Origin of the sequence: Nocardia sp. NPDC050713 (genome assembly GCF_040654315.1) — a bacterium.
Lineage (GTDB): Bacteria > Actinomycetota > Actinomycetes > Mycobacteriales > Mycobacteriaceae > Nocardia.
Map to the genome: position 1 here is coordinate 180121 of NZ_JBFAHS010000016.1, position 25260 is coordinate 205380.

At 68.9% G+C, this 25260-nt stretch carries 22 protein-coding genes; 10 read left to right on the forward strand and 12 right to left on the reverse strand.

The features are described from left to right. Positions 1 to 41 precede the first annotated feature (41 nt). The gene (locus AB0H49_RS27045; RefSeq protein ID WP_357255473.1) at positions 42 to 740 is read right to left on the reverse strand and encodes a hypothetical protein; all 699 of its coding nucleotides are present in this window, start codon (positions 738 to 740) and stop codon (positions 42 to 44) included. A gap of 467 nt (positions 741 to 1207) precedes the next feature. Between AB0H49_RS27045 and AB0H49_RS27050 the strand changes: the two genes are divergently transcribed. Continuing rightward, entirely contained in the window at positions 1208 to 2062 is an 855-nt protein-coding gene (locus tag AB0H49_RS27050; protein ID WP_357255475.1) for an aminoglycoside 6-adenylyltransferase, read from the forward strand. A 13-nt stretch (positions 2063 to 2075) separates the two neighbouring features. Here AB0H49_RS27050 and AB0H49_RS27055 read toward each other — a convergent pair whose 3' ends face one another. Further along, the gene (locus AB0H49_RS27055) at positions 2076 to 3089 is read right to left on the reverse strand and encodes a polysaccharide deacetylase family protein (protein WP_357255477.1); all 1014 of its coding nucleotides are present in this window, start codon (positions 3087 to 3089) and stop codon (positions 2076 to 2078) included. Between the two features lie 114 nt (positions 3090 to 3203). Between AB0H49_RS27055 and AB0H49_RS27060 the strand changes: the two genes are divergently transcribed. The 6 genes from AB0H49_RS27060 (at position 3204) to AB0H49_RS27085 (ending at position 10345) form a co-directional block, all read left to right on the forward strand. Beyond that, positions 3204 to 4784: a putative glycoside hydrolase gene (locus tag AB0H49_RS27060; protein WP_357255479.1), complete on the forward strand. Its 1581-nt coding sequence runs from the start codon at positions 3204 to 3206 to the stop codon at positions 4782 to 4784. 359 nt (positions 4785 to 5143) lie between these two features. Next, positions 5144 to 6226: an ABC transporter substrate-binding protein gene (locus tag AB0H49_RS27065; RefSeq protein ID WP_357255480.1), complete on the forward strand. Its 1083-nt coding sequence runs from the start codon at positions 5144 to 5146 to the stop codon at positions 6224 to 6226. Next, positions 6223 to 7068, forward strand: a complete 846-nt coding sequence (locus tag AB0H49_RS27070; protein ID WP_355003129.1) for an ABC transporter ATP-binding protein — start codon at positions 6223 to 6225, stop codon at positions 7066 to 7068. The genes AB0H49_RS27065 and AB0H49_RS27070 overlap by 4 nt, the downstream gene beginning before the upstream one ends. After that, positions 7061 to 7930 carry an ABC transporter permease gene (locus AB0H49_RS27075; protein ID WP_357255483.1) on the forward strand — a complete coding sequence of 290 codons (870 nt, stop codon included), beginning with the start codon at positions 7061 to 7063 and terminating at the stop codon, positions 7928 to 7930. The genes AB0H49_RS27070 and AB0H49_RS27075 overlap by 8 nt, the downstream gene beginning before the upstream one ends. Positions 7931 to 7954: 24 nt before the next feature. Continuing rightward, positions 7955 to 9295 (forward strand): LLM class flavin-dependent oxidoreductase, encoded by a 1341-nt coding sequence (locus tag AB0H49_RS27080; protein ID WP_357255485.1) that lies wholly within the window; start codon positions 7955 to 7957, stop codon positions 9293 to 9295. A gap of 117 nt (positions 9296 to 9412) precedes the next feature. After that, a complete protein-coding gene (locus tag AB0H49_RS27085) occupies positions 9413 to 10345 on the forward strand; it encodes a TauD/TfdA family dioxygenase (protein WP_357255487.1) in 933 nt (310 codons plus the stop codon). 125 nt (positions 10346 to 10470) lie between these two features. On the opposite strand, the gene car is transcribed toward AB0H49_RS27085, so the two are convergent. The 4 genes from car to AB0H49_RS27105 form a co-directional block, all read right to left on the reverse strand. After that, positions 10471 to 13959, reverse strand: a complete 3489-nt coding sequence (car, locus tag AB0H49_RS27090; RefSeq protein WP_357255489.1) for a carboxylic acid reductase — start codon at positions 13957 to 13959, stop codon at positions 10471 to 10473. A 109-nt stretch (positions 13960 to 14068) separates the two neighbouring features. Continuing rightward, positions 14069 to 14824, reverse strand: coding sequence for an acyl-ACP thioesterase domain-containing protein (locus AB0H49_RS27095; protein WP_357255491.1), 756 nt, complete (start codon positions 14822 to 14824; stop codon positions 14069 to 14071). Positions 14825 to 14872: 48 nt separating this feature from the next. After that, positions 14873 to 15418: a carboxymuconolactone decarboxylase family protein gene (locus AB0H49_RS27100; protein ID WP_357255493.1), complete on the reverse strand. Its 546-nt coding sequence runs from the start codon at positions 15416 to 15418 to the stop codon at positions 14873 to 14875. A gap of 78 nt (positions 15419 to 15496) precedes the next feature. Further along, complete coding sequence (locus tag AB0H49_RS27105) at positions 15497 to 15847, reverse strand: DUF3703 domain-containing protein (RefSeq protein WP_355003459.1); 351 nt, start codon at positions 15845 to 15847, stop codon at positions 15497 to 15499. Positions 15848 to 15975: 128 nt separating this feature from the next. Between AB0H49_RS27105 and AB0H49_RS27110 the strand changes: the two genes are divergently transcribed. Continuing rightward, positions 15976 to 16857, forward strand: coding sequence for a hypothetical protein (locus tag AB0H49_RS27110; RefSeq protein ID WP_357255495.1), 882 nt, complete (start codon positions 15976 to 15978; stop codon positions 16855 to 16857). Positions 16858 to 16959: 102 nt separating this feature from the next. On the opposite strand, the gene AB0H49_RS27115 is transcribed toward AB0H49_RS27110, so the two are convergent. Next, positions 16960 to 17739 (reverse strand): NAD(P)H-dependent oxidoreductase, encoded by a 780-nt coding sequence (locus tag AB0H49_RS27115; RefSeq protein WP_357255497.1) that lies wholly within the window; start codon positions 17737 to 17739, stop codon positions 16960 to 16962. Positions 17740 to 17877: 138 nt separating this feature from the next. Here AB0H49_RS27115 and AB0H49_RS27120 point away from each other — a divergent pair, with 138 nt between their 5' ends. Next, positions 17878 to 18726, forward strand: a complete 849-nt coding sequence (locus tag AB0H49_RS27120; RefSeq protein WP_357255499.1) for a helix-turn-helix transcriptional regulator — start codon at positions 17878 to 17880, stop codon at positions 18724 to 18726. A 352-nt stretch (positions 18727 to 19078) separates the two neighbouring features. Next, positions 19079 to 19753 (forward strand): SnoaL-like polyketide cyclase, encoded by a 675-nt coding sequence (locus tag AB0H49_RS27125; protein ID WP_357255501.1) that lies wholly within the window; start codon positions 19079 to 19081, stop codon positions 19751 to 19753. A 162-nt stretch (positions 19754 to 19915) separates the two neighbouring features. On the opposite strand, the gene AB0H49_RS27130 is transcribed toward AB0H49_RS27125, so the two are convergent. The 5 genes from AB0H49_RS27130 to scpB all read right to left on the reverse strand — a co-directional run bounded on the left by AB0H49_RS27130 (position 19916) and on the right by scpB (position 25188). After that, positions 19916 to 21046 carry a helix-turn-helix transcriptional regulator gene (locus AB0H49_RS27130; RefSeq protein ID WP_357255503.1) on the reverse strand — a complete coding sequence of 377 codons (1131 nt, stop codon included), beginning with the start codon at positions 21044 to 21046 and terminating at the stop codon, positions 19916 to 19918. Between the two features lie 107 nt (positions 21047 to 21153). Beyond that, a complete protein-coding gene (gene der / locus AB0H49_RS27135) occupies positions 21154 to 22569 on the reverse strand; it encodes a ribosome biogenesis GTPase Der (protein ID WP_355003118.1) in 1416 nt (471 codons plus the stop codon). Further along, positions 22566 to 23237, reverse strand: a complete 672-nt coding sequence (gene cmk, locus AB0H49_RS27140) for a (d)CMP kinase (protein WP_355003458.1) — start codon at positions 23235 to 23237, stop codon at positions 22566 to 22568. Before cmk ends, der begins: the two co-directional genes overlap by 4 nt. Positions 23238 to 23302: 65 nt before the next feature. Then, positions 23303 to 24535: a pseudouridine synthase gene (locus AB0H49_RS27145; RefSeq protein WP_357255505.1), complete on the reverse strand. Its 1233-nt coding sequence runs from the start codon at positions 24533 to 24535 to the stop codon at positions 23303 to 23305. Positions 24536 to 24543: 8 nt separating this feature from the next. Then, positions 24544 to 25188 (reverse strand): SMC-Scp complex subunit ScpB, encoded by a 645-nt coding sequence (gene scpB / locus AB0H49_RS27150; RefSeq protein WP_355003457.1) that lies wholly within the window; start codon positions 25186 to 25188, stop codon positions 24544 to 24546. Positions 25189 to 25260: the final 72 nt, after the last annotated feature.

Genomic DNA, 25260 nt, shown 5'->3' on the forward strand with positions numbered 1-25260 from the left:
CCAGCATTCCCCGCCTCGCGCCAGAGCTTCACTTCGGTTCCTCATGCGTCGAGGAGCGGTTCTTCGCGCTGCTCCTCCTCCAGCTCGACCGCGGTCCAGCTCGCCGGAGCGGGGCCGAATGCGTTGCGCGCGTTGGAGATCACCGTCTTGGCCAGCACGCGGTTGCCGGTCGCGCCGATGATCGCGCCGATGCCCGCCGGGATCACCCTGCCGAAGGCGAGCACGCTGCGTTTGGCGATGGTCCGCACGACGATCTGCTTGACCGGCCCCTCGCCGAGACTCGACACGACGGGAATGCGGTTCGCGAGTTCGGACGCCCAGTTCTTGGCCGAGTTCGCGGTGTTCTTGCCGACGAACTGGACGCCACCGGGTCCGAACACGATCCCGGACACCAGCGCGGTCTCGCGGGCGACCTCCTCGGGCTCGACGCCGTGGATCGCGGCGGAAGTGAGCGCGTAGAGCACCGACGCCTCGACGAAGAAGACGGTCTCCACGCCCATCGCGGCCAAGCCGGTGATCACGCCGATGCCGGGCACCGCGGCGCAGATACCGACCGTGACGCCGCTCGCCGTCACGGCGGTCAGGTAGTGCCGCTGCACACGTTCGAGTACCTGCTCGGGCGTTTCGTCCGGATGCGCGGCGCGTAGCCAGTCGCCGTAGCGTTCGACCAACGGCGTCTGCCAGCGAGCGCCCTTGTCGATCGCCGACAGCACGACCTTGTCCACGCGTTCCCGGATCATCGACCACGACCTTTCCTGCGTCCCGCCCGTGGGGCGGGGTCACGAATCACTCGACCACTGAGGGATACACAGAATCCGCGGTAATACACGGTGAAGTGTGCCTTGTCATAGCCGATCGGTCCAACTCTTTGCCCGACGTGGCGTCCGACGCGCCGTTCGTGGCGCGACCGTGACCGCTTCGCAGGCATCGCGCAACACCTTGTGACATCCGGCGAATTAGGACCAGAAACACACTCTGTCTGCGTGCTTTCGGTAACGACACGGCGTCATTCACCCGAAACGAGCTGGCATAGCAAACCATTGGCTTACGCTGGAACCACCTCGGTAGCCCCGAGGTTGCAGGGTGGGTCGCGATGCCCCCGAAACGCGCCCACCATCGCCGAGCAGGTCAGCTGGGACTCGGGTCCCGGCTTCAGCCCGAATCCCATCTGGCCCGCCGGAATTCCGCTCCTTGGTACGGTCGTCCCATGGAGGATGCCGAGGAACTCCTCGCCGCCGTCGTCGCCTGGGCGCGACAGGACGACCGGATCACCGCGCTCGTGCAGACCGGATCGCGCGGCCGCGGCGACCGGATCGATCGATACTCCGATCTCGACTTGGAGATCATCACTCCGCAGTGGCGTGACCTCTTCGCCGACCAGAGCTGGCTGGACCGTTTCGGCGCCGTCCTGCTCACCGTGTCCTTCGAGGACGAGGACGAGGACCGCCCGTGGCCCGCTCCCCTGCTCGTCGTGTTCACGGGCGGGCGCAAGATCGATGTCACCGTCGCGGGCGAGGAACGCCTCACCGACATGATCGAGCACGGGCTCGACGAGCTGTACCAGCGCGGCTTCCGCGTGCACTGGGACCGCACCGGTCTGGCCGCGAGACTCCCCGCGCCCACGGGTGAGACCCCGAAGCCGATCGTGCCGGATCTCGCCGAATTCACCACGGTCACCGAGGAATTCTTCTTCGAGGCCACTCAGGTGCCGATCTACCTGAACCGCGGTGAGTTGTGGGTGGCGAAGTTCCGTGACAACACCATGAAGGAGTGCCTGCTCCAGATGCTGGAGTGGTACGGGGCGACCGACCCCGACCGCCAGCGTTACACCTGGTACATCGGCCACCACATGGACGAGTGGCTGCCCGCCGATCTTTGGCGGCGGGTCCACGAGACCTTCGGCCGGTTCGACGCCGCCGACGCCCGGCGCGCGCTGGACGCCACGGTCGACCTGTTCGCCGATGTCGGCGCGGAAGTGGCCGCCCGCCTGGGTTTTCCGTGGCGCGACGAATTGGTCGACGGTGTGCGACGGCTGCTCGCCGAGTACCGGGCGCACCGCTGAGCCGGCGCGACGCTCAGTAGGGTTGCGCCCGATCCGCCCACGCCGCACCGAGTTCCGCCGCGAGGCTCCGCGGGAAGGAGACGCGACTCGGGTCGCCGTCGGAGGTGTAGCGCAGGCCGGGGTCCTGGACGAGCCGGTCGAGCCAGTGCGCCGAATCGAACGGAACGGCACCGCGTCCGGACCTGATCCGCGGGATACCGGCCGGGTCGATCTGGCCGTGCGGCGAGGGCGCGGGTTCCGCGCCGACCAGCATGACGGCCTCGAAAGCGTAGGGCGTGCCGTCCCATTCGCCCGCGGCGGCGAGCCGGCGGTCGGCGGGAAGAATGCCGAGCGGCAACGCCATGGTGCGCACCCGGGCGCCCGGCGCGGCCGCGGCGACGGCCCGCAGGTTCTGCACCAATTCGCGTTGCACCCCCGCCGCGTCCAGCCCGGAGAGGTTGGCGTGGGACGCGGTGTGCGCGCCGAGGTCGTATCCGTGCTCGGTGAGCCAGGCCAGTGCGCGGGGGTCGTCGCCGAAGGGCTCGTTGTTCACGTAGAAGGTCGCGGTCGGCCGGAAATCGGGGTGCCGCGCGCCGAATTCCTCGAGAACGGCCACCGCGCTGTCGGGTGCGGGGCGGCCGTCGCCGGTCAGCGTGAGCTGGCTGACGGTCGAATCGTCGAAGGTCAGCACCACGGGGTGGGTGCCGGCGGGGATGTCGATGACGCCCGAGATATAGGCCGCCGCCGTGACCGGGCGGTAGCCCTCGCGGTACAGCCGCTCGAGTTCCGCGCGGAATTCCTCGGGCGTCTGGTCGTATTCGCCCGCCGGGTTCGGCGTCACCTGGTGGTACATCAGCACCGGGACGAGCCCCAGTTCGTTCGCGCCGACCGCGGCCGGGTCCACCCGCACAGGCACGGATTCGGATGTCGTCGAAGTCGAAACTGATTCGGGAGCAGCGGATTCCGCCGTCGTCCCGCAGCCGAGCAACAGCGCGGAAACCAGTGCCGACAATGCCCATCGATACGCGAAGGCGCCAGTGCTCGCCATCGGCTCACCGTACGCGGGCCCCGCATCGAATCGACGACATATGGGCGAAATACCCGACATCGGGCGCGCCGCCGTGGATAGTAGGGGAACCTGAGGTGAAAGTTGGTGTGCGCGTTGCTCAAACGTGTTCCGGAGAGCCGCGCTCGGCGGCTCGCGGTGATCGCGGTGGCCGTCGTCGGGTCGATTCTCGCCGTCGCGGTCCTGATCACGGCTTTTCGGCCCGAGGGAGAGCGGCTAGCGGTGACGGGACTGCCCGCCGGTGTCGTCGGCGCCGCCGCCGCGCCGGAGCTGGCGCTGCGCGTCGACGCGGCGGGCCACGATCCGGATGCCGTCCGCCTGGAGCTCGACGGCTCGCCGGTGGCGGGTGCGGTCGAGGGTGACGACGTCGTCTATCGCCCGGGTGTACTGCCCGACGGGACATATGAATTCACCGCCGAGATCCCTTCGGACGGCCCGCTCGGCTTCTTGCGCTCCGGTCCGCGCGCCACCGCCTCCGTCACGGTGGACACGACGCCGCCCACGATTCAGCTGGACCCGACCAAGCCGGTGCGCTCCTACCGCGAGCCGGTCACGCTGCGCGGCAAGGCGATCGGCGCGCAGTCGGTCTCGGTCGGTTCCGTCTCGGTGCAGGTCGCCGAGGACGGCGCCTTCGAGATCACCCTGCCCCGCGCGCCGAAAGGCGTCGAACTCGTCGCGGTCGACGCGGCGGGCAACACGAGCCGAACGCCCCTCACGGCGACCGTCGAGCTGCCCAGGATCAGGGCGGTGCACGTCACCGCGCACGCGTGGTCGCACGACGGACTGCGCGAGAGCGTGCTCGACCTGGCCCGTTCCGGCCGCATCGACACCGTCCAGCTCGACATCAAGGACGAGGACGGCGTCGTCGGCTACGACTCCCAGGTGCCACTGGCGCGCGAATCCGGCGCTGCCACCGCGATATACGACGCGCGCGCCGCGCTGACCCAGCTGCACGACATGGGTCTGCGGGTGATCGGCCGCATCGTGGCGTTCCGCGACCCGACGCTGGCCGAATGGGCCTGGCACGGGGGGCGCACCGACTGGGTCGTGCAGAATCCCGGTGGCCGGCCGTATTCCAGCCACTACGGCGCGATCGCGTTCACCAACTTCGCGCACCCCGAGGTGCGCAAGTACAACATCGATCTCGCCGTCGAAGCGGCCGCGCTCGGCTTCGACGAGATCATGTACGACTACATCCGTCGCCCGGACGGCAGCCTGTCGAGCATGGCGTTCCCCGGCGCGACGGTGGACCCGATCGTCTCGATCGCGGAGTTCCTGCGCGAGAGCCGGGACCCGGTACACGACGCGGGCGCTTTTCAGAGCGCGGCGGTGTTCGGCATCGCCGTCACCCGCCCCGATCAGATCGCCCAGGACATCCCGATGATGGCCGCGCACCTGGACTACGTGGCGCCGATGGTCTACCCCTCGCATTGGAACTCCGGCGAGTACGGCGTCGCGAACCCGAACGCGCAGCCCTACGACATCGTGCTGCGCTCACTGCAAGATTTCCGGCGGGTCACCGAGGGCACCGGCGCGAAGGTGGTGCCGTGGTTGCAGGACTTCAGCCTCGGGGTCACCTACGGCCACGCCGAGGTGCAGGCCCAGATCGACGCGACAGCGGCCGCGGGGATCGACAGCTTCGTGCTGTGGAGTCCCGTCGTGCGGTATCACCTCTGACGCGCTGCCGTCCACAGCCCGCGCTATGCCCGTAGCGCAGGCGGAGATACGCCCAGAAGGGCGCCCACAGTATTACGCGCCCTGCGCGGAACCATTGTCGCGGCGAGCCCGCCCGGCGATAGTGCTTGCACGTTCTATTGGTCGCCGCGCACGGGAGGTCCGCATGGGTGAGGCAGGTCTGCCGTTGATCCGCCGCCGCACGGTGGACTTCATGCGCGTCCCGCACGGAGTCTGTCGCCGCTGAGCGGTGGCGCCACGCCGCGCCACGCCCCTCGATCAGGTAGCCCTTCCCCCGCTCACCTGCCGTATCGGCATGCCCTTTTCCGGGTGGTGGGCGCATTCAGCGAAAGAACCGAAAGATGTTGTCCCTGAATCGACGACCGCGGGTGGTCCGCGCACTCGCCGCCGCCTTCGCCATCCCCACCGCCGTGGCGGTTCTGGCCGGGTGCGGCTCGTCCGAACCCGCCACGACCGCCGATGGCAAGTCCGTGCTCCGCTACCAGGGGCAGACCGGCCAGGTCACGACGTTCGAATTGGCCGCCGATCTCGGCTACTTCTCGGAGATCGAGCTGCGCTGGGAGGGCGACACCACCAGCGGTCCCGCCAACATCCAGGCCGCGGCCACCAAGCAGATCGAGTTCGGCAGCGCGTTCAACGGCGCCGTCGTGAAGCTGGTGTCCGGCGGCGCCCAGGTCACCTCCGTCCTGAGTTCCTATGGCGCCGACGAGCTCTCGTTCACCGGCTACTTCGTGCGCGAGGATTCCGGCATCACGTCGGCTCGGGATCTGATCGGCAAGAAGGTCGGTATCAACACCCTGGGCGCGCACCACGAGTTCGTCACCCGCGAGTGGCTGCACCGAGAGGGTTTGAGCGAGCAGGAGATCGAACAGGTCGAGCTCGTGGTGGTGCCGCCGGTGAACACCGAGGAGGCGCTGCGCAACCGGCAGATCGATGTGGGCGCGCTGGGCGGTGTGTTCCGGGAGACCGCGGTCGAGCGCGGCGGTATCCGCCCGCTGTTCACCGACAAGGCGATCTTCGGCGAGTTCGACTACGGCACTTACGTCTTCCGCAACGACTACCTCCAGCAGCATCCGGCCGCGGTGCGCGATTTCGTCCAGGGCACGGCCCGCGCCACCCGCTGGCTGCAGGTGACGCCGCGCGACGAGGTGCTCGCCCGCTTCGAGTCCATCATCGACAAGCGCGGACGCAACGAGAACACCCAGTTGCTGAAGTACTGGCGCAGCCCCGGCATTCCGGTGCCCGGCGCGGTGATCGCGGAGAAGGAACTGCAGATCTGGATCGACTGGCTGGTCCGCACCGGCGACCTGCCCGAGGGCAAGCTCTCGGCGAAGGACCTGTTCACCAACAAGGACAACCCCTACGCCAACGGGACCTACGGACCGACGACCGGCCCGACCGGAGAGGTGGTGGCGGCGAAATGAGCGGCACCGCAGTGAAATTGCGCCTCGAGGGAGTGCGCAAGCAGTTCGCGGTCCGCGGCTCGCAGGAGCAGTTCACCGCGCTCGCGGACATCTCGCTCGACCTGCACGAGGGCGAGTTCCTCGTCCTGGTCGGTCCCAGCGGCTCGGGCAAGTCGACGCTGCTGGATCTGCTCGGCGGACTGAGCAAGCCGACCGAGGGCCGACTCCTGCTGGACGGCAAGCCGATCACCAAACCCGGTCTGGACCGCGGCATCGTGTTCCAGCAGTACGCGCTGCTGCCCTGGCGTACCGCGCGGACGAACATCGAGTTCGGACTCGAGGCCAAAGGGCTGCGCAAGGCGCAGCGCCGGGAGCTGGCCGACCACTACCTGGAACTGGTCGGCTTGGCGGGCTTCGGCGACCGCTACCCGCACGAGCTCTCCGGCGGCATGAAACAGCGCGTCGCCATCGCCCGCAGCCTGGCCTTCGACCCGGAGGTGCTGCTGATGGACGAGCCGTTCGCCGCGCTGGACGCCCAGACGCGAGAGTCGTTGCAGGACGAGCTGTTACGCATCTGGAAGGCGACCGGCAAGACCATCCTCTTCATCACGCACGGCATCGACGAGGCGGTCTATCTCGGGCAGCGAGTCGCGGTGCTGACCTCGCGACCGGGGCGGGTGAAGTCGATCCTCGAGATCGATATCGACCGCGAATCCGGCGCGGACATCCGTTCCGGCGAGCGCTTCCGCGAATACCGGCACGCGATCTGGGAGCAGTTGCAGACCGAGGTGAGTCGCGCGCAGGGACTCGAACGCGCGGAGATCGGCTCCGCGGGCAACGACAGGAGGCACGCCAATGTCTAGCGCAGTGCAGGTGCTGGAAAAGACCGCCGCCCCAGCCGAGCTCGAGGCTGCCGCTCCGGTGCCGGTGGTCGAGGCGCAGGCGTCCCGGCTGCTCGCCGCGGCCCTCGGGCTGGCCTGGCGGGTCTTGAAGCCGACGGTGGTGATCGCGCTGTTCCTGGCACTGTGGGAGACCGCGCCGCGGCTCGGGCTGGTCGACGAGGTGTTCCTGCCGCGCTTCTCGGTGGTGGTGCAGGCGTTCGCCGAGCTGGTGGCCAGCGGTGAGATGTGGGAGCACGTGTCCACCAGCCTGACCCGCTCGCTCAGCGGTTTCACCCTCGCGCTGCTCGTCGCCATCCCGGTCGGCATCGGCATCGCCTGGTACAAGCCGGTGGCCGACTTCCTGAATCCGATCCTGGAGCTGTTCCGCAACACCGCGGCGCTGGCGCTGCTTCCGGTGTTCGTGCTGATCCTCGGCATCGGGGAGACCTCGAAGGTCGCGCTGGTGCTCTACGCGAGCTTCTTCCCGATCCTGTTGAACACCATCACCGGCGTGCGCACGGTGGATCCGCTGTTGATCAAATCGGCGGTCTCCCTCGGCTTCGGACCACTGCGGCTGTTCCAGAAGGTGGTGCTGCCCGCCGCGGTCCCGTCGATCTTCACCGGCGTCCGGATGGCGGCGGCGTCCTCGATCCTGGTGCTCATCGCCGCCGAGATGGTCGGCGCGCGAGCCGGACTCGGCTATCTGATCACCGCGGCGCAGCAGAACTTCCAGATCCCCGACATGTACGCGGGCATCCTCGCCATCTCGCTGGTCGGCCTGGCCTTCAACGGGATCCTCGTCGCCCTCGAACGCCGTTTCTCCCGCTGGCGCAACCACTCCTGACTCTTCTGAAAGAACGCAGAACTCATGTCCCATAGAACGTTCCACCTCAATGCCTTTCTGATGGGCGTCGGCCACCACGAGGCCGCCTGGCGGCACCCGCGCACCGAGGCACGCCGCGTGCTCGACGTCGCGCACTTTCAGGAGCTCGGGCGAATCGCCGAGCGCGGCAAGCTCGATTCGGTCTTCTTCGCCGACGGGCTCGCTGTCGGCCCGCAGATCAAGCGCAACACGCTGGCCGTCTTCGAGCCGGTGACGCTGCTCTCGGCGATCGCCACGGCGACCGAACGGATCGGGCTGATCGCGACCGCTTCGACCACCTACAACGAGCCGTTCAACCTGGCCCGGATCTTCGCCTCGCTGGATCACCTCAGTGGCGGCCGCGCGGGCTGGAACATCGTCACTTCCGGCAACGAGCAGGAGGCGTTCAACTTCGGCTACGACGCCATCCCGGAGCACGCGCGCCGCTACGAACGCGCGCAGGAGTTCGTCGACGTCGCCATCCAGCTGTGGGACAGCTGGGAATCGGGGGCGATCGTGCTCGACGAGCAGACCGGTGTGTTCGCCGATCCGGACCGGGTGCACACCATCGACTACGCGGGTGAGCGGTTCCGCGTCCGCGGACCGCTCAACTCGCCGCGCAGTCCGCAGGGGCGTCCGCTGCTGGTGCAAGCCGGTTCCTCGGAGAGCGGCAAGGACTTCGCCGCGCAGCACGCCGAGGCGGTGTTCACCGCGCAGCGCACACTCGAGGAGGGGCAGCGGTTCTACCGCGACCTGAAGTCGCGGCTGCCCAAGTACGGGCGCTCGGCCGACGAGCTGAAGGTGCTGCCCGGCCTGGTGCCGTTCATCGCCGACACCGCCGAGGAAGCGCGCGCGCTCGAGCAGGAGTTCACCGACCTGATCTCGCCCGACTACGCGCTGCGCCAGCTGTCCGGGCTGCTCGGCGTCGACCTCACCGCGCACGCGCTGGACGCGCCGCTGCCCCCGCTGCCCGAGGAGAGCGAGATCGAGGGCGGCAAGAGCCGATTCACGCTCGTCAAGGAACTCGCCGAGCACGAGCGACTGACGGTGCGCCAGCTCATCGGCAAGCTTGGTGGCGGGCGCGGGCACCGCACCTTCGCCGGAACCCCGGAGCAGATCGCCGACGAGCTGCAGACCTGGTTCGAGAACGGCGCCGCCGACGGCTTCAACATCATGCCCCCGTACCTGCCCGGCGGCCTCACCGACTTCGTCGACCGGGTGGTGCCGATCCTCCAGCAACGCGGGCTGTTCCGTACCGAGTACACGGCCACCACGCTGCGCGGTCACTACGGACTGGAACCGGTGGAAAGCCAGTTCGCGCAGGACGATACGCGGGCGACCGCCTGACCTCGCCGACGTCATGCCGCTGATCCGTCGACTCGAAGTCGACTACATGCGCCTCGGCAGCAGCACCTGTCGCCGTTGCCGCCGCCCACCTCCGATCCCTCTTCGAAAGACACGATCATGACCGCCGTCAGCGAAGTCCCCACCGCCACCGTCCACATCGCTCCCGTCGCCGGGCACATCGGCGCGGAGGTCTCCGGCGTCGATCTACGCGCCGACCTCACCGACCAGCAGGTCGCCGACATCACCGCGGCGCTGCACGAGCACAAGGTGCTGTTCTTCCGCGACCAGCACATCGGCCACGCCGAGCAGATCGCCTTCTCCCGGCGTTTCGGCGCGGTCACGCCCTCGCACCCGTACGACGACGACGCGCCCACCGAGTTCCCGGAAATCCTCGCGGTGGACAGCCGCCTGTACGAGAAGCGTTTCGGCGTCGAGAAATTCAGCTACACCAATCACTGGCACACCGACGTCTCGCCGCTGATCAACCCGCCCGCCGCCTCGCTGCTGCGCGCGGAGATCGCACCGGAGCGCGGCGGCGACACCAGCTGGACGAACCTGGCCGCCGCGTACGCGGGTCTGCCCGAGTCGCTCAGGAACTTCATCGACGGTCTGCGCGCCGAGCATCGCTTCGGCGGCAAGCAGCCCGCGTGGCAGGCGGACAGCGACTACGCGAAGAAGGTGGCCAAGGCTCCGCTGGTCACCGAACATCCGGTAGTGCGGGTGCATCCGGTCACCGGCGAGCGGATTCTGTTCGTCAATCCGGGCTTCACCACCAGGATTGTCGGACTCAGTCCGCGCCAGAGCGACGCGGTGCTGAAGCTGCTGTTCGACGAGCTTTCCGATCCCACCTACACCGTCCGGTTCCGTTGGCAGAAGGGCAGTCTCGCGTTCTGGGACAACCGGTCCACCGCCCATCTCGCTCCGAGCGACCTCGATCACCTGAGCGTCACCCGGGTGCTCTACCGGACCACGCTCGAAGGGGACATTCCGGTCGGCGTGGACGGTGCGCCGTCCCGGTCGATCGCCGGTGATCAGTTCGTGGGGTCCTGATCCGAGCGACGCGGCGCCGCGCACCCGAACGCTGGGTACGCGGCGCTTTGCCGATCAGCCTGCGGCGCTGCGCCTATCAGGTCGCGGTGCTGCGGCGATCAGCCGTCGGCGCGAAGAATCTTCGATCAGAGCAGCTTGTGTTGACGCAGATCGCTCACGTACTTCTCGATCAGTCGCGGCGACAGGTGCGGGATGTCCCCCGCGTCGGGCAGTCCGAGGGATCGGACGGCGGCGCGGAAGTGCTCGGCGGGCAGCGCCGCGCCGCGCAATGGCCGCGCCGGACGCCGGAACGCGTGCAGCAGCGGCAGCAGGGTGTTGACGCGCTGATGCTCGGGGAGGGCGCGCAGGCCGGATTCGAAACGGATGAACCAGTCGTCGTAGTCGGCGATGCGGTGGATCGGGTGCCCCGCCTCGATCAGCCAGTCGACGAAGGTGTCCAGGGAGATCCCGTCGTCGTGCGGGTTGAGCACGTCGTAGGCGCGGAAGCCGTCGGTGGCGGCGGCACCGAGCGCGGTGATTGCGGCGGCGGTGAAATCCACTGGCAGGCCGTCGTAGTGGGCGCGACGAGGCCGACCGGCGGCGTCGGTCCGGTAGAACGATCGCGGCGCGATACCCGTGGCGAGCAGGCTGAGCAGCAAACGGGTGAACATGTCCGGCAGGTTGAGCTGACCGGTGTACCGGCTGTGCGCCAGGATCATGTCCGAACGGAAGACCGCGACCGGAAGTCCGAAGCGGTCGTTGGCTTCGCGCAGCAGCACTTCGCCCGCCCATTTGCTGGTGCCGTAGCCGTTGGCGTAACTCTCGTCGAGGACGCGCACGGGGCTCATCTCGCGAATGTCGCCGTCCTCGGCGAACTTCGACGGATCGATCTGCGCGGCGACCGCCACCGTCGACAGGTAGGTGATCGGCTTGCGGCGCGCGGTGAGCGCCAGCCGGATCAGCTCGGCCGTGCCGACCACGTTGGGACCGAACAGCTGCCGGTACGGCAGGACGTGATTGACCAGCGCCGCCGGGTGTGCGATCAGATCGGCCTCGGCGGCAAGCCGTCGCCAAGTAGCTTCGTCCACACCGAGATTCGGCTCACCGATATCGGCGGCGAGGATCTCGAGGTTGCCGTCGGCCAGTTCGCGGAAGCGGCCGAGCAGGTCGGCGTCGCCGGTGTCGAAAGACTCCTCGAGCCGTTGGCGCGCGGCGTACGCGTCGGTGCCGCGCACCAGGCAGATCAGCTGTCCCCCTGAGCTGTTCAGCCGTTCGAGCCACTCCAGGCAGAGGAATCGGCCGAGGTAGCCGTTGGCTCCGGTGAGCATCACCGTCCGAGGCGGACCGGCGGCCGGGGTCAGGTCGGTCGCGGCCACCAGTGTCGCCGGATCCAGAAAGGCTTCCAGGGTCAGCTGTGCGGCGGTCACCCGCGGGCCGTCGCCGTGCACGGACGCGAATGTCGGCCGCCGCCTGTCGGTTTCGTTGGCGGCGTCGATGTAGTCGGCGAGCCTGCGCAGATCGTTGGCCGGGCTGGTCACCACGCCCACCGGCACCTCGACACCGAAGATGTCGCCGAGCAGGTTCGACAGGGAAAGGGCCGACAGCGAGTCGCCGCCGAGATCGGCGAAACGCGCGTCGGGACGGATGTCCGCGCCCGCGCACCCGAGCAGGGCGCGGGTCGCCCGGCCGACGATCTCCAGCACCGGCCGCGTGCCCGCCTCGTGGCGCAGCGCGAGTAATTCGTCGTTCTGGGCCGCCGCCAGGTCGGCGTAGAGCTGCTCCAGGCGTGCGCCATATCGCTGTTTCAGCTTGGGGCGCAAGAGCTTTCCGATGCCGGAGAGCAAGCCGTTCGCCGCGCTGAACGGCTCGATCTCGATCAGGAAATCGCGCGGGACCTCGTAGGAGTTCAGCTCCGCGTCCTTGGCGACCTGTTGCAGTGATTCGCTCAGCGCCGCGGTGAGTTCCGCCCCCTCCCAACGGTTCAGCGCTTCGTCGGTGGGCACGATCACCGCGAGCAGGTAGGCCCGTTCACTGCTGCCGTGCACGAAGATCTGCCGCACCAGCGGACTGCCCGCGAACACGGCCTCCAGCTTGGCGACCGTCACGAATTCGCCCTGGGACAGCTTCAGCACGTTGTTGCGACGGTCCACGTAGACCAGGCGGTCCGGGCCGAGTTCGGCGACGATGTCGCCGGTGCGGTAGAAGCCGTCCTCGTCGAAGATCTCGGCGTCCAGATCGGGGCGCCGGTAGTACCCGGAGATCATCGCGGTCGTCTTCAGCAGCAGCTCGCCGCGCGGATGCGGCGAATCGGTCTGGAAATAGCCGAGTTCCGGGACGTCGACGAGCTTGTAGTCCAGCACCGGCGGCCTGCGCACGAGGGTGTCGATGACCAGTCCGCCGCCCGCCTCGGTCGAGCCGTAACCGTCGTGCAGATCCAGGTCGAGTACGGATTCCAGGAATGTCTTCATCTCGGCGGCGAGCGGGGCGCTGCCGCAGATCGCGGTCATGTAGCGGCCACCGAAGAAGTCTTGCCGCAGTGTGCTTTTCACCTGTTCCGCGAGCTCGGCGGACGCGACGCCGCCACCGGCCCCGCGGTCCAATTCGCTCTGATACCGCTGAAAGACCATGTCGCACACGCGCGGCACGAAGAACAATTCGGTCGGCCGCACCAGGGCGATGTCCTCGAACAGCGTCGACATGTCGCTCGCCGCCGCGAAATACGCCGTGCCGCCGCGGGCGAGCACGCCGTGCAGCGTCATCCGGCCCGCCACGTGGCTCATCGGCATGTAGTTGAGGTTGATCGCCGAGACCACCGGCTGGGCCAGCCACATCGCGGTTACCAAGCTGCCGGTGTACATGGCGCCCTTCGGCGTTCCGGTGCTGCCCGAGGTGTAGATGAGCAGCGTCAGCGGATCGTCGTCGGGATCGTGCAGGGGTGCGGGCGCGTGTCCGCGGCCGCGAACGATGACGTCGTCGAAAGTGTCGATCACGATCGGGGTCGAGGCCAGTCGACGGCGGGCGGCCGCCAGCGCCTCGCGCTGATCGTCGACGCCATGCTGGTAGTCGAAGACGATCAAGCGATCAGGAGCATGGCCGTCGAGCACACAGTCCACGGCGTGGTCGAGCAGGTCCAGACTCGTGGCCAGAATCCGCGGCGCGGTCTCGGCGAGAATGGAGCGCAGCTGCGTGACGGGCGCACTGGCTTGCAACGGCACCGCGACAGCGCCGACGTGCACGCAGGCCAGATCCAGGACGGTGTACTCGGCACTGGTGAAACCGAGGACGGCGACGAAATCGCCCGCGCGCAAGCCGATCTCGTGATGCCAATCGGCGGCGACCGCGCCGACGCGCGCCCACACCTCGCCATAGGTGATGGTCTCGAAGGACGGCAGCAGACGCGTCGTCCGGCGGCCGGTCCGCGGGTCGGCGGTCAGCTCCACCGACCGGCTGCCGAGTGCGGGCCGATCGGCATAGCCGGTCATGAGGGTTTCGACGATGCGCGGTAACCGCATCCCCGGTTGCCGGATCGTCGCGCTGATTTCCGCGCTCGGTTTCGCGTCCCGGATCTGCCGGTGCTCGGCGTACAACCGCGCGACTCGCTCGGTTTGTCGCGCGGCACGTGCCAAGTCCGCCATAGGTACGCCTCCACGATGAGCCACCCGGTCCTCTCGACACGTTAGCTCACCTAAGGATCTCGGTCACGGGTTCCGCGGAGCCCGAGACCGCATCGTCACTCCCGTCCGCTCAGCGCGGGGTGACGCGAGCGACCGCGCGGGCCTCGTCGCCGACGGCGAGCCAGGCGTCCAGGGTGTCGCCGACCCGACGGCCGATCACCCTGACCTCGTCGCGCGACTCGAGCGGCTTGGCGTACTCGATGACCACCCGGTGCGCGGCCGAGATCAGGTCGCTGTGCCGAGTCAGCAACTCCTCGAGCGCGCCGAGGTAGACGGCGTTGTTGACGTGGTCGAGCACGTCGATGTCGGCCACCCGGAGCGGGAAAGGCAGCACCTCGACATCGGCCGCCGTCAGGTCGGGCATCGGCTCGGTGAGGGCGGCCTGCCAGCGCAGGCGATGCTCGGAGGTGCTGGCCAGCATCGGCGCCATGAAGCGGTCGCTCATCCTGGTGGGCACGCCGCTCTCGATGCCGAAGTGGATCAGGAAGGCCTCGGTCTCGATCAGACCGCCCGCACTGCCGAAGATCTGCACGCGCATGTTGCACCAGCGGTTCGACAGCGCCGAGCACCAGCGGTGCAGGGTCACCCGCTCTCCCCACACCACCGGCTTGAGCACGTCGATCACCGTGCGGCGCACCACCCAGCCGCGGTGGGTATCGCCGTCCTCCACCGCGTCGAGATGTTCGAAGCCGATGTCCTGCAGGTAGCGGGCCACGGCGTCGAGGCGAAGCCGCTGTTGTCTGTCGGTGTCGGCGAGACGAACCGGCCACCCCGTCTGGAAGGGGGTCCCGGACGGACGTTCCGGCAGCGCGCTGGGAATGACCATGGTCGGATGATGCCAGGCGCGGCCGGGTCGGCCCGTCCGGCACTCCGGTCAGCCCAATCGGGACTCGGGAATCGCACACGCCATGCCCTCGGACATGCCGGTGGGCCGCACGCCGAGCGCCTGGTTGAGCCTGCCGCGCTGGTTCTCCCAGGCGATGGCGGTGGCCAGCTCGGTGAGCTGAGCCTTGGTGAGATGGGTCAGCAGCTGCTTGCGCAGCTCGTCCAGCTCGATCGCGGGCGTCGACGTGACGGCCTCGGCGTAGGCGATGACCAGCTTCTCCAGCTCGGTGTAGGCGTCGCTGGTCCGGTAGCGCGGCAGATCGGTGATCTGCCGCTCGGTGAGCCCGCTGCTCTGCGCGATGGCCGAGCCGATGTCGAGACAGAACTCGCAGTTCACCAAGCCCGCGGCCTTCAGTTCGGCCAGCTCTTTGAGCCGCGGGTCGAGGCGGTTGGCGAAGATCAGCATCGTCTCGTAGAACGCCGTGCTCGCCAGCAGCTGCGGTCTGCGCGCCAGCCAGCCGACCAGATCCGTGCGATGGCGCTTGGCCCGTCGCAGGGTCCGCGAATGGTTCCGGATACGCTCTACCGCTCGCATGTCCGACCTCCCCTGAGCTCGTGACGACCAACTGCCGCCATCCTACGCCCAAAACGACAGGCCGTAGTAGGCATTCGGCTAGGTGCGCGCGGTCTCGCCCGCCTCGAGGATCGCCGCCAGGTCGGCCGGGATCGGCATGGGCTGGAAGATGCCGACGGTGGCGCGACCGGTGTTGCCGATCGGCACCCTGCCGACCGCCGAGCCGAGACCCGCGCCCGACAGCCGGACCACCTGGCCCAGCGCCTCCTTCCTGTCGCGGCATCGCAACGCCAGCCGCAGCATGTGCCAGTGCGCGCGGGTGTGCGGCCACGGCCAGCGCTGGGACAGAATGTGCGCGCGCTCCAACGCGCGCCACATGTCGTCGAGATCTGTTGCGGCGCTTGCCGATCGCAGTTCGTCCTCGAAGGCGGTGCGGACGGTGGGCGGCATCGGAGCCACGGTTTCCTCCTGGAAGAGCGGGAATGTCTCGCCATCGAGCCTCGTCGACCAGCCGGGCCGAAGTCTTGAACAAACCTGCTGCTTGACTCTCACACCGTGTCAGATCGTTGGCTGGGCCCATGCATCCCTACATCGGCTCCGGCCCCTACTGCTACAGCAACTCCCTCGCCATGCTGCTCGGCGAGCACGCACCACCGGTCGGGGTGATCGAGACCCTGACCGGAGCGCCGTTCGGCGCGCAGGTGGAACGCGAGCAACCGTACTTCGATCCGGTCGGCTGGCACCCGGAGATCGGCCTGGACGCGGCGATCGATCTGCTGGGATGGCGGTGCGCGCGCAGGAAGGGCGGGTCCGCCGCCGACGCCGTGGACCGGCTCCGCGCCGCGCTCGAGCACGGCCCGGTCCTGGTGGGTCCGCTCGACATGGGGTTGCTGAGCTACCGGCCAGGCTCCCGCGCGGCTATCGGTGCGGACCACTATGTCGTGGCGCTCGCGATGGAGGCTGATGTCGTTGTCCTGCATGACCCTCAGGGTCATCCGTACGCGACGCTGCCCGCCGCCGATCTAGCGGTGGCGTGGCGGGCGGACGAGATCGCCTACGCCGACGGCCCTTTCGTCATGCGGTCGGAATTCGTCCGTGCGCGTGCCGTTTCCATCGAGGCGGCATTGGAGAAGGCATTGCCGAAAGCGGTCCGCTGGCTGACGGGCGCGGCAGACTCCGCGGAGCGGATCGCCGAACTGGTCGACGCGGGACTTCCGCCGCACGTCCGAGACCTACTGGAAGCGTTCGGCATACGTGTCGGCGCTCGCCGCTTGGCCGACGCCGCGGTGAGCCTGTCGAGCGTGGGCCGCCACCGGGCGGCGACCATCGCCGTCGAACAGTCACGCATTGTCGGCAGTCTCCAGTACTCGCTGGTAACCGGCAACGATGCCGAACTCGCGGCGCGGATCCGCTGCCTGGCACCGGGTTACGAACACCTGCGATCGGCGCTCGCCGAATAGCCGCCTTCCACCCTCGTGCCGGCCACGCACACCCTGGCAGGTGCCGCACTCGCCACGGCCTTCGGGCGGCTCCTCCCAGCTCGTCCTTCGCGTCGCCGGAGGTCAGGGGCACACGTGCAGCCCGAAACCCGTGCGGCCCGCGGGCTCCAGTCCCTCCTTCAGGTGCAGGGAGGGGATCTCGTAGTCGCCGAAGTTCTGCCGCCGGAACGCGATCGGCTCGGTCGACTCCAGAGTGAGCAGGCGCTGCTCCCAAGCTTTGGCGACGTCCGGGTAGTCCTCGCCGGTGATCCGGTCCGCGCCGTACAGCACGAACGGCGGCAGCGACTCGATGCCCGGGTAGTAGAGGATGCCGTGGTGGATCGGGAACAGCAGGTCATCGATGGGGCCGTTGATCCCGCGAGCGGCGTAATGCGACTCCGGGCCGCCGACGGTCACCGACAGCAAGGCCTTCCTACCCGCGAGGGTGCCTTCGCCGAAGCGCTCGCCGTACCTGGTGTCGCTGTGCTCGCCGACGCCGTACGCGAAGTTGTAGGTGAACACCCGATCCACCCAGCCTTTGAGGATCGCGGGCATCGTGTACCACCACAGCGGGAACTGGAAGATGATCGTGTCGGCCCACAGCAGCTTCTCCTGCTCGGCTCGGACGTCCGTGGTGAGCGTCCCGGCGTCGAAGGCCCGGCCCGAGTCCCGTGCGACCTTCAGCGGACTCGAAGCGTCGGGGCCGTAGTCCGCGGCGTCCACGACCGCCTTCCAGTTCATCGCGTACAGATCGCTCACCCGCACCTCGTGCCCGGCGGTCTCCAAGGTGGACACCGCGAGGTCCTTCAGCGAGCTGTTGAGCGACCTCGGCTCCGGGTGGGCGTGGACGATCAGTGTCTTCATGGGAACTCCTTCGGATCGGATGCCTTCGATCCTGGGCGCCGCGGCGCCGGGCGTTCAGGGGCGCGTCTTCCATCGGACGGGACTTCCTGGTAACAGCAGGACCACCTTCACGGCCACCATCGAGGTGATACTGGGGGCATGGACGATCTTGCGGGCTTCCTGCGGACGCGGCGTTCGCGGGTCGACCCCGCGTCCGTCGGCATCCCCACCGATAGGCACCGCCGGGTCGAAGGGCTGCGCCGCGAAGAGGTCGCGCACCTGTCCGGAGTCAGCGTCGACTACTACGTACGCCTGGAGCAGGGCCGCGCGACCCAGCCGTCCGACCAGGTCCTCGACGCGCTCGCCCGCGTCCTCGGCCTCGACGAGACCGAACGCGAGCACCTCTACCGGCTCGCCCGGCAGCGCCGCCGCCGCGCGAAGGCGCCGGGCGGGCGGGTCCGGCCGGAGTTGCTGCGCGTCCTCGACCTGGTCGCCGACGCACCCGCGCTGATCATGGACCACCGCCTGGACGTGCTCGCCGGGAACCGTCTCGCCGGGCTCCTCTACGGTCGGCCGATGCCGGGCCTGAACACCGCCCGGCACATCTTCCTCGAGGAGACCGAGCGCGGCCTGTACGCGGACTGGGAGAATTGCACCCTCGACGTGGTCGGGCACCTGCGCCTGGCCGCGGGCAAATACCCCGAGGATCCCCGCCTGGCCTCGCTCATCGGCGAGCTGGCGATGGGCAGCGAGCGATTCCGCCGCCTCTGGGCCCGCGCGGACGTGCGCGCCCGCACGCATGGCCGCAAGGCGTACCGGCACCCGCTGGTCGGACTGCTGGAACTGCACCACGAGAGCTTCGCACTACCGGACGGATCCGGCATGGAGCTGCTGGTGCTCTCCGCGGCCCCCGGCAGCCCCACCGAGGATGGGCTGCGCCTGCTCGCGGGCCTGGGCGTGGACAGCGGTGAGGCGCATTCCACCACGAACGCTCAGGTGCGCGAGTAACTCGACGATGTCCGACTACCGCCTGGCCGGCGGCGCTGCCGGCGATGGACGGCGCCTCGCCAGTCGAGTTCGCCGAATTGGCAAGCGGCGTAGTGCGACTCCGAACCGCCGACTGTCACCGACAGCAATTTCTCGGCGGCGTCGACCACCGCGGAATCCGATGACCCGCGGCCGGGTCCGCAACCCTGCGCAACGATGCCTCGCTGTGGCGGGTTGCACGAACTTCTACACACGAATATCGCAGAAGCCCAACAACATTCGAGCTATCCAGCGCAGTCGAGATGTCGCGACAACCTATCGACCGACTGTTACGGTCGTCACGTCCAATAGCTTCAACGGGATGAGAACCGAAATGACGGTTGACACAACTGATTCGACACCCACGGACGAAACGCCGCTGTGGTTGCGCGGCCGTGATGCCGTGGTCGCGGCCGCCGCGGCCGAGGACTGGCGCAACGGCGCACCGGACTACCGCCTGACCGATGAGATCGTGCCGCGCGAGCGGATCACCGAACACGCACCGGGATCGCTGGAAGCGATCGTCGAGGATCTGGTGCGGGTCTTCGAGATGGAGGTCTCGCACAAGAAGGATCCGGCGACATGGGTGTCACTGGTGGCCGAGCACTACCGCGGCCGGGTGAACGGCGGTCCCTGGCAGGACGCGGAGGAATTCGCGCGGATCGGCAGCTACAACATCCTGATCGGCGACAACCCTTACTATGAGGCCGCAGCCGAGACCTTCGACAGCTCACACAAGATCTTCCACACCGCCTTCCCGAACGGCTTCTTCTGGGAGGTGCTGGAGGTGCTGTCCGGCCCGCCCACCGTCAGCTTCCGCTGGCGGCACTGGGGCCGCTACGACGGGCCGTACCGAGAGCACCAGCCCACCGGAGCGACGATCGAGATGTTCGGCGTCACGATCGCCAGGGTCAGTGAGGATTTGCGCATCCTCGAGCTCGAGCATTTCTACGACAACAACCAGCTACTGAGCCCACTGGCCCACGGCTGCCCGGTGTCCAAGTCCTGACCGCGCCTTCCGGATCGGGCGTGACGCTGAGCTCGTTCCGGGAGTTCAGGGTTCGCGGTGCGGCGGCGGCTTCGCTTGCAGCGCAACCGATCCCGGGGCGCCGGTGGCAGACGAATTGCTCCGCTGACCGAAGGCAGTTCTCCGAGGGGTGCGGCGCTGTCGTCAACGGAGGGCGCCTCGCCAGTCGAGGTCGCCGAATTGGGAAGGGGGAGCGCCGAACATGGCGCGGCAGACGCGGGTCAAATGTGCACTGTCGGCGAAGCCCGCCTCGTGCGCCACGTCCGTGAGCGAGTGGCCCGCGGCGAGCAGTTCGACAGCGCGCTGGATTCGCAGCCAGCGCAGGTACGGACGGAACGGCAGACCGAGTTCGGCCGAGAAGACGTGCGCGAGACGACTTTCCGACAGATGGACGGCGCGGGCCAGGTCGGCCAGCCGCACCGGACCCGCGGCGATTCGCTCCGGCAGCAGCCGCAGCACCTCGGCCACCGCGGGATGGCGCACCGCCTCCCCCGCGCCGCCGCGCAGCCACTCCGCCTCCGATCCCGACTCGAACGCCGACCACACCCAGCCGACGAAGGCGGTCGCTTCATCACTGAGTGACGCCTGCGGCCTTCGAACAGCACCTGCCTCGCCAGACGACGGCTCACCAGCTCCCCACCCACCGGGCGGCCGCTCACCAGCACTCGCCGCACCGGACGACCGTTCGCCAGCACTCGCCTTGCCGGGCGAGCATTCGGCCATGTGCCGCACGACGCGCAATCCGCCGCCGACCTCATCGACCTCCGGAGCGCCAGCAGCCAGTTCGTCCCGTGACGCTTCACCAGATCCACGGGGCGACGGCTCACCGGCACTCGGTTCGCTGATCGACCGTTCGACAGCACCTGCTGCGGCGGGCCATGATCGGCTGAAGAACTGCTCGAGCCGCAACCGGTCCACGGCGGCTTCCAACCCCAATTCCGCTGCCGCGCAAGCCCATCCGCGCGCCGTCTCGCGGGGTCGCGCCACCGTCGCCCACCGCGCACCCGGCACCGACTCCGGATCCAGGTGCACCACAGCCCCACGTGGCGCACCGTGAATCACCGCGTGGGCGACATCCGGTGGGATGACGGCCGCGCGGCAGGCCACCCGCTCCCCCGCGGCATCGGCGAGCACCATGTTCTCGTCCGCGACGATGACCTGCACCGAGTGATGCGCGTGCAGAGCGGCGGTGCCGATCCGGCCGACGATCGCCAGTCGCCCTGGGTTCAGCGCGGCGATGCCCCGCCAGCGCCGTGTAGCGCCGCCATCCGTCATCTGCCCAGTGTCACCCGCGTCCACTCCCCAACCGTATGGGGCTGTCATGTGAGGCCGGTGCGGATCTGGTCGATCCGCCACCACGACTGGGCCCGGGACGTCTTCGACTACTTCTTCCGCTCGCGCTTCTCCCGCACACGCACCGAGATCCGCACCGGCGACCCGTCGAAGCCGAATTCCTCGCGCAGACGACGCTCCAGGAAGCGGCGGTAGCCCGCCTCCAGGAAGCCGGTGGTGAACAGCACGAAGGTCGGCGGCCGGGTGGAGGCCTGCGTCGCGAACAGGACGCGCGGCAGACGACCGCCGCGCATCGGCGGCGGGGTGGCCGCGACGACTTCCTTGAGCCAGGTGTTCAGGCGGCCCGTGGAAATGCGCTTGTCCCAGGATTCCAGCGCGGTCTCCATGGCGGGCACGAGCTTCTGCACGGCGCGACCGGTGTGCGCGGAGATGTTGACGCGCTGGGCCCACGGCACCCGGACCAGTTCGCGATCGACTTCCTTCTCCAACTGGAGACGGCGGTCCTCGTCGACCAGGTCCCACTTGTTGAAGGCGAGCACCAGCGCACGCCCGGAGTCGGCGACCAGGCTGATCACCCGCAGGTCCTGTTCGGTGATCGGCTGCGAGGCGTCGATCAGCATGATCGCCACCTCGGAGGCCTCCAGCGCCGACTTGGTGCGCAGCGAGGCGTAGAACTCGGTGCCGCTGGCGTTGGCGACCTTGCGGCGCAGACCCGCGGTGTCGATGAATTTCCAGATCTTGCCGCCCAAGTCGACGAGCGAGTCGACCGGATCGACGGTGGTGCCCGCGACATCGTGCACCACCGAGCGCTCGTCGCCGGACAGTTTGTTCATCAGGCTGGACTTGCCGACGTTCGGCTTGCCGACCAGCGCGACGCGGCGCGGCCCGGTGCCGCCGGTGCCCTCGCGCGGCGTCTCGGGCAGCACCTCGAGCACGTCGTCGAGCAGGTCGCCGGTGCCGCGGCCGTGCGCGGCGGAGACCATGCGCGGCTCACCGAGCCCGAGCGACCACAGCGACGCGGCCTCGGACTCGACGCGCTGGTCGTCGACCTTGTTGGCGACCAGGATGACCGGGATCTTCGACCGGCGCAGCTTCTTCACCGCGGCCTCGTCGGTCGCGGTCGCCCCGACGGTCGCGTCGACCACGAGCAGGATCGCGTCGGCGGTCGCCATGGCCACCTCGGCCTGACGAGCGACGTGCTGCTGCAAGCCCTTGGCGTCGGGCTCCCAGCCGCCGGTGTCCTGCACCAGGAAACGTCGACCCGACCAACTCGCCTCGTAGGAGATGCGGTCGCGGGTGACGCCGGGGACGTCCTCGACGACGGCCTCGCGGCGGCCGAGAATTCGGTTCACCAGCGTGGACTTGCCCACGTTCGGACGCCCGACCACCGCGAGCGTCGGCATGGCGAGGTGCTCCTCACCCTCCTGCTCACCCTCGAGATCGGCTATCTCCCAGTCGGTTTCGTCGCTCCATACGCCGTCGCCGGCCAGTACGTCCTCGGTCACCGATTCTCTCCCGTTGTCGAAATCTGCTGCGCGACAACGTGGTACAGCTCGTCGATGACCTCGTCCATGCTCAGCTCGCTGGTGTCCACGAGCACCGCGTCCACAGCGGGACGCAGCGGGGACACCTTGCGGGTGGAGTCGAGGTTGTCGCGGCGCTGCACGTCGGCGAGCACGGCCGCGTAGTCGTCGCCGCGGCCTTCCTGGATGTTCTGTTGGTTGCGCCGTTCGGCGCGCGCCTCCGCGGAGGCGGTCAGATAGATCTTGGCGTCCGCGTCGGGCAGCACGACGGTGCCGATGTCGCGGCCCTCCACGACGATGCGTTGCGCTGTCGCGGTGATCTCGCGCTGCAACGCGACGAGCAGCTCGCGCACCTCGGCCACCGCGGACACGGCCGAGACCGCCTTGGTGACGGCGTCGCCGCGGATCTCGGCGGACACGTCCTCGCCGTCGAGCTCGATCACCTCGTGGCTGGGATCGGTGCCGATCGTCAGCGGCAGCTCCTTGACCGCGGCGCCGATGGCCGCGCTGTCGGTGAGCTCGATGCCGGTCCGCAGCACCCGCAGGGTGGCGACCCGGTACATGGCGCCGGTGTCGAGATAGCGGGCGCCGAGCCGGGTGGCGAGGCGCCGGGAGACGCTGGACTTCCCGGTGCCCGAGGGCCCGTCCATGGCGACCACCAGCGGAGCTCGGCCGGCCAGCCGACCGGGAGCCTCGACCGGAATCTCCACACCGTTCACAACGACACCGCCTCGTAGAGTTTGCCGATTTCATCGCGGCCGAGGACACGCAGCGTGCCCGGCCGTTGATCGCCCAGCGCCACCGGGCCGATATGGGTGCGCACCAGCCGGGTCACCGGATGGCCGACCGCGTCGAGCAGTCGGCGCACGATGTGCTTGCGCCCCTCGTGCAACACGATCTTCACCAGCGAGCGTCCCTCGCCGAGTTCGAGCACCTGGAAGCGGTCCACCTTGGCGGGGCCGTCCTCGAGTTCGACGCCGTCGCGCAGCCGCTTGCCGATGATCTTGTTGTTGACCTCGCCGTTGACGGTCGCGAGGTAGGTCTTGGACACCTCGAAGGAGGGGTGCATGAGCCGGTGCGCCAGGTCACCGTCGTTGGTCAGCAGCAGCAGGCCCTCGGTGTCGGCGTCGAGCCGTCCGACGTGGAACAGCCGCTGTCCGGCCGCGATCCGCTCGGCGACGATATCGCCGACACAGGGCCTACCGAGATCGTCGGACATGGTCGACTGCCAGCCCTTCGGCTTGTTGAGGGCGACGTGCACCAGTTCGTCGCGAACCACGACGCGGGTTCCGTCGACCCGGACCACCGCCGTCTGCGGGTCGATGCGCAGGCCTTGCTCGCGCACGATCGCGCCGTCGACCTCCACTCGGCCCTGGTCGATCATCTCCTCGGCCGCGCGCCGCGAGGCGACGCCCGCCTTGGCGAGCACCTTCTGCAGCCGCTCGCCCTCGCCCCACGGCAGCTTGGCCGGGCCCTCGGTGTTCGCCGGCTCGACGTTCTGGCGGCGTGCGGGCTTGGCGTTGCTCAGCAGCGGTTGCGCGGGGATCTGGCGCTGCGGCTTGGGATTCTTCGCCTTGCGAGCGGCCGGAGCCTTGGCCGCGCCTTGGCCCCACGAGGAGCGCTGCGTGGAAGCGCCCTGGCCGGAGCCGCCGCGTCCCCGCTGACCCGAACCGCCATGGCTCGATCCCTGCTGCGCCGCCCCACGCTGACCGGAACCGCGCTGGCCCGCGCCGCGCTGGGCGGATCCGCCCTGGCTCGCGCCTCCCGCGCCGCGCCGTGCGCCGCCCCTGTCGTCCGACCCCCACGGTGCGGCGCCGCGCGCGGTTCCGCCGCGCTGGGCTGCCCTGGCGCCGCGGGCGCCTACGTTGCGTGCGGCGCCGCCCCTGGCGGGCTGGCCGCTGTTGTTCCTACGATCCGGTGTGCCATCTCGGCGAGCGGAAGTATTCATCTGTCCTGTCAATCCTCGGTGCCGAGATCCAAATCGGCCTCGGCGGGTTTCCTCAACCTGGTGTAACGGGGGTCCGTTTCCAGGCTCTCGTTGATCTCATCGATCAGGTCGACGCCCGGGAGCAGTGGCGCCAGCGGTGGCAGATCGGACAGCGAGGCAAGTCCGATCCGTTCCAGGAACAGTTCGGTCGTGCGGTACTGCGTGCCGTTCGTCTCCGGGTCGACCCCGGCCTCGGCGATCAGCCCGCGGGCGAGCAGCGTGCGCATCACGCCGTCGACGTTCACGCCGCGAACGGCGCTCACCCTGGTCCTGGTCACCGGTTGGCGGTAGGCCACCACCGCCAATGTCTCCAACGCCGCCCGCGTCAATTTGGTCCTGGCGCCGTCGAGCAGTACGCGCTCCACATACGGTGCGTACTCGCTGCGAGTATAGAAGCGCCACCCGTCGCCGACGAAACGCAGATCGATGCCGCTGCCGCGCGCGGTCAGCTCCGCCGACATCGCGCGTAACACCGACTCCACCCGTTCGGTGGTGTCGTCCAAGGCCGCGGCCAGCTGTTCTACCGGGGCGGGAGCGTCGACGACGAGCAGCATCGCCTCCAGCGCGGAGCGGAATTCGGCGTCGTCGAGGGTCTCGGGGGTGTCGGACACCACTGCGTCGCTCCCGCGAGATCGAGCCGCGCTGTCGGTTACCGCACCGTCGGCGGCGGTGTCGATGGTCGAGTC

What these genes read in the sequence shown, in the direction of transcription:
- AB0H49_RS27095 (WP_357255491.1), bottom strand. Translation starts at nt 14,824, where the DNA reads ATGGTCATTCCCAGCGCGCTGCCGGAACGTCCGTCCGGGACCCCCTTC.
- car (WP_357255489.1), bottom strand. Translation starts at nt 13,959, where the DNA reads ATGGCGGACTTGGCACGTGCCGCGCGACAAACCGAGCGAGTCGCGCGG.
- AB0H49_RS27085 (WP_357255487.1), top strand. Translation starts at nt 9,413, where the DNA reads ATGACCGCCGTCAGCGAAGTCCCCACCGCCACCGTCCACATCGCTCCC.
- AB0H49_RS27080 (WP_357255485.1), top strand. Translation starts at nt 7,955, where the DNA reads ATGTCCCATAGAACGTTCCACCTCAATGCCTTTCTGATGGGCGTCGGC.
- AB0H49_RS27125 (WP_357255501.1), top strand. Translation starts at nt 19,079, where the DNA reads ATGACGGTTGACACAACTGATTCGACACCCACGGACGAAACGCCGCTG.
- AB0H49_RS27115 (WP_357255497.1), bottom strand. Translation starts at nt 17,739, where the DNA reads ATGAAGACACTGATCGTCCACGCCCACCCGGAGCCGAGGTCGCTCAAC.
- AB0H49_RS27070 (WP_355003129.1), top strand. Translation starts at nt 6,223, where the DNA reads ATGAGCGGCACCGCAGTGAAATTGCGCCTCGAGGGAGTGCGCAAGCAG.
- AB0H49_RS27045 (WP_357255473.1), bottom strand. Translation starts at nt 740, where the DNA reads ATGATCCGGGAACGCGTGGACAAGGTCGTGCTGTCGGCGATCGACAAG.
- AB0H49_RS27075 (WP_357255483.1), top strand. Translation starts at nt 7,061, where the DNA reads ATGTCTAGCGCAGTGCAGGTGCTGGAAAAGACCGCCGCCCCAGCCGAG.
- AB0H49_RS27105 (WP_355003459.1), bottom strand. Translation starts at nt 15,847, where the DNA reads ATGCCGCCCACCGTCCGCACCGCCTTCGAGGACGAACTGCGATCGGCA.
- AB0H49_RS27145 (WP_357255505.1), bottom strand. Translation starts at nt 24,535, where the DNA reads ATGAATACTTCCGCTCGCCGAGATGGCACACCGGATCGTAGGAACAAC.
- AB0H49_RS27055 (WP_357255477.1), bottom strand. Translation starts at nt 3,089, where the DNA reads ATGGCGAGCACTGGCGCCTTCGCGTATCGATGGGCATTGTCGGCACTG.
- AB0H49_RS27120 (WP_357255499.1), top strand. Translation starts at nt 17,878, where the DNA reads ATGGACGATCTTGCGGGCTTCCTGCGGACGCGGCGTTCGCGGGTCGAC.
- AB0H49_RS27110 (WP_357255495.1), top strand. Translation starts at nt 15,976, where the DNA reads ATGCATCCCTACATCGGCTCCGGCCCCTACTGCTACAGCAACTCCCTC.
- AB0H49_RS27130 (WP_357255503.1), bottom strand. Translation starts at nt 21,046, where the DNA reads ATGACGGATGGCGGCGCTACACGGCGCTGGCGGGGCATCGCCGCGCTG.
- AB0H49_RS27100 (WP_357255493.1), bottom strand. Translation starts at nt 15,418, where the DNA reads ATGCGAGCGGTAGAGCGTATCCGGAACCATTCGCGGACCCTGCGACGG.
- cmk (WP_355003458.1), bottom strand. Translation starts at nt 23,237, where the DNA reads ATGGACGGGCCCTCGGGCACCGGGAAGTCCAGCGTCTCCCGGCGCCTC.
- AB0H49_RS27065 (WP_357255480.1), top strand. Translation starts at nt 5,144, where the DNA reads ATGTTGTCCCTGAATCGACGACCGCGGGTGGTCCGCGCACTCGCCGCC.
- AB0H49_RS27050 (WP_357255475.1), top strand. Translation starts at nt 1,208, where the DNA reads ATGGAGGATGCCGAGGAACTCCTCGCCGCCGTCGTCGCCTGGGCGCGA.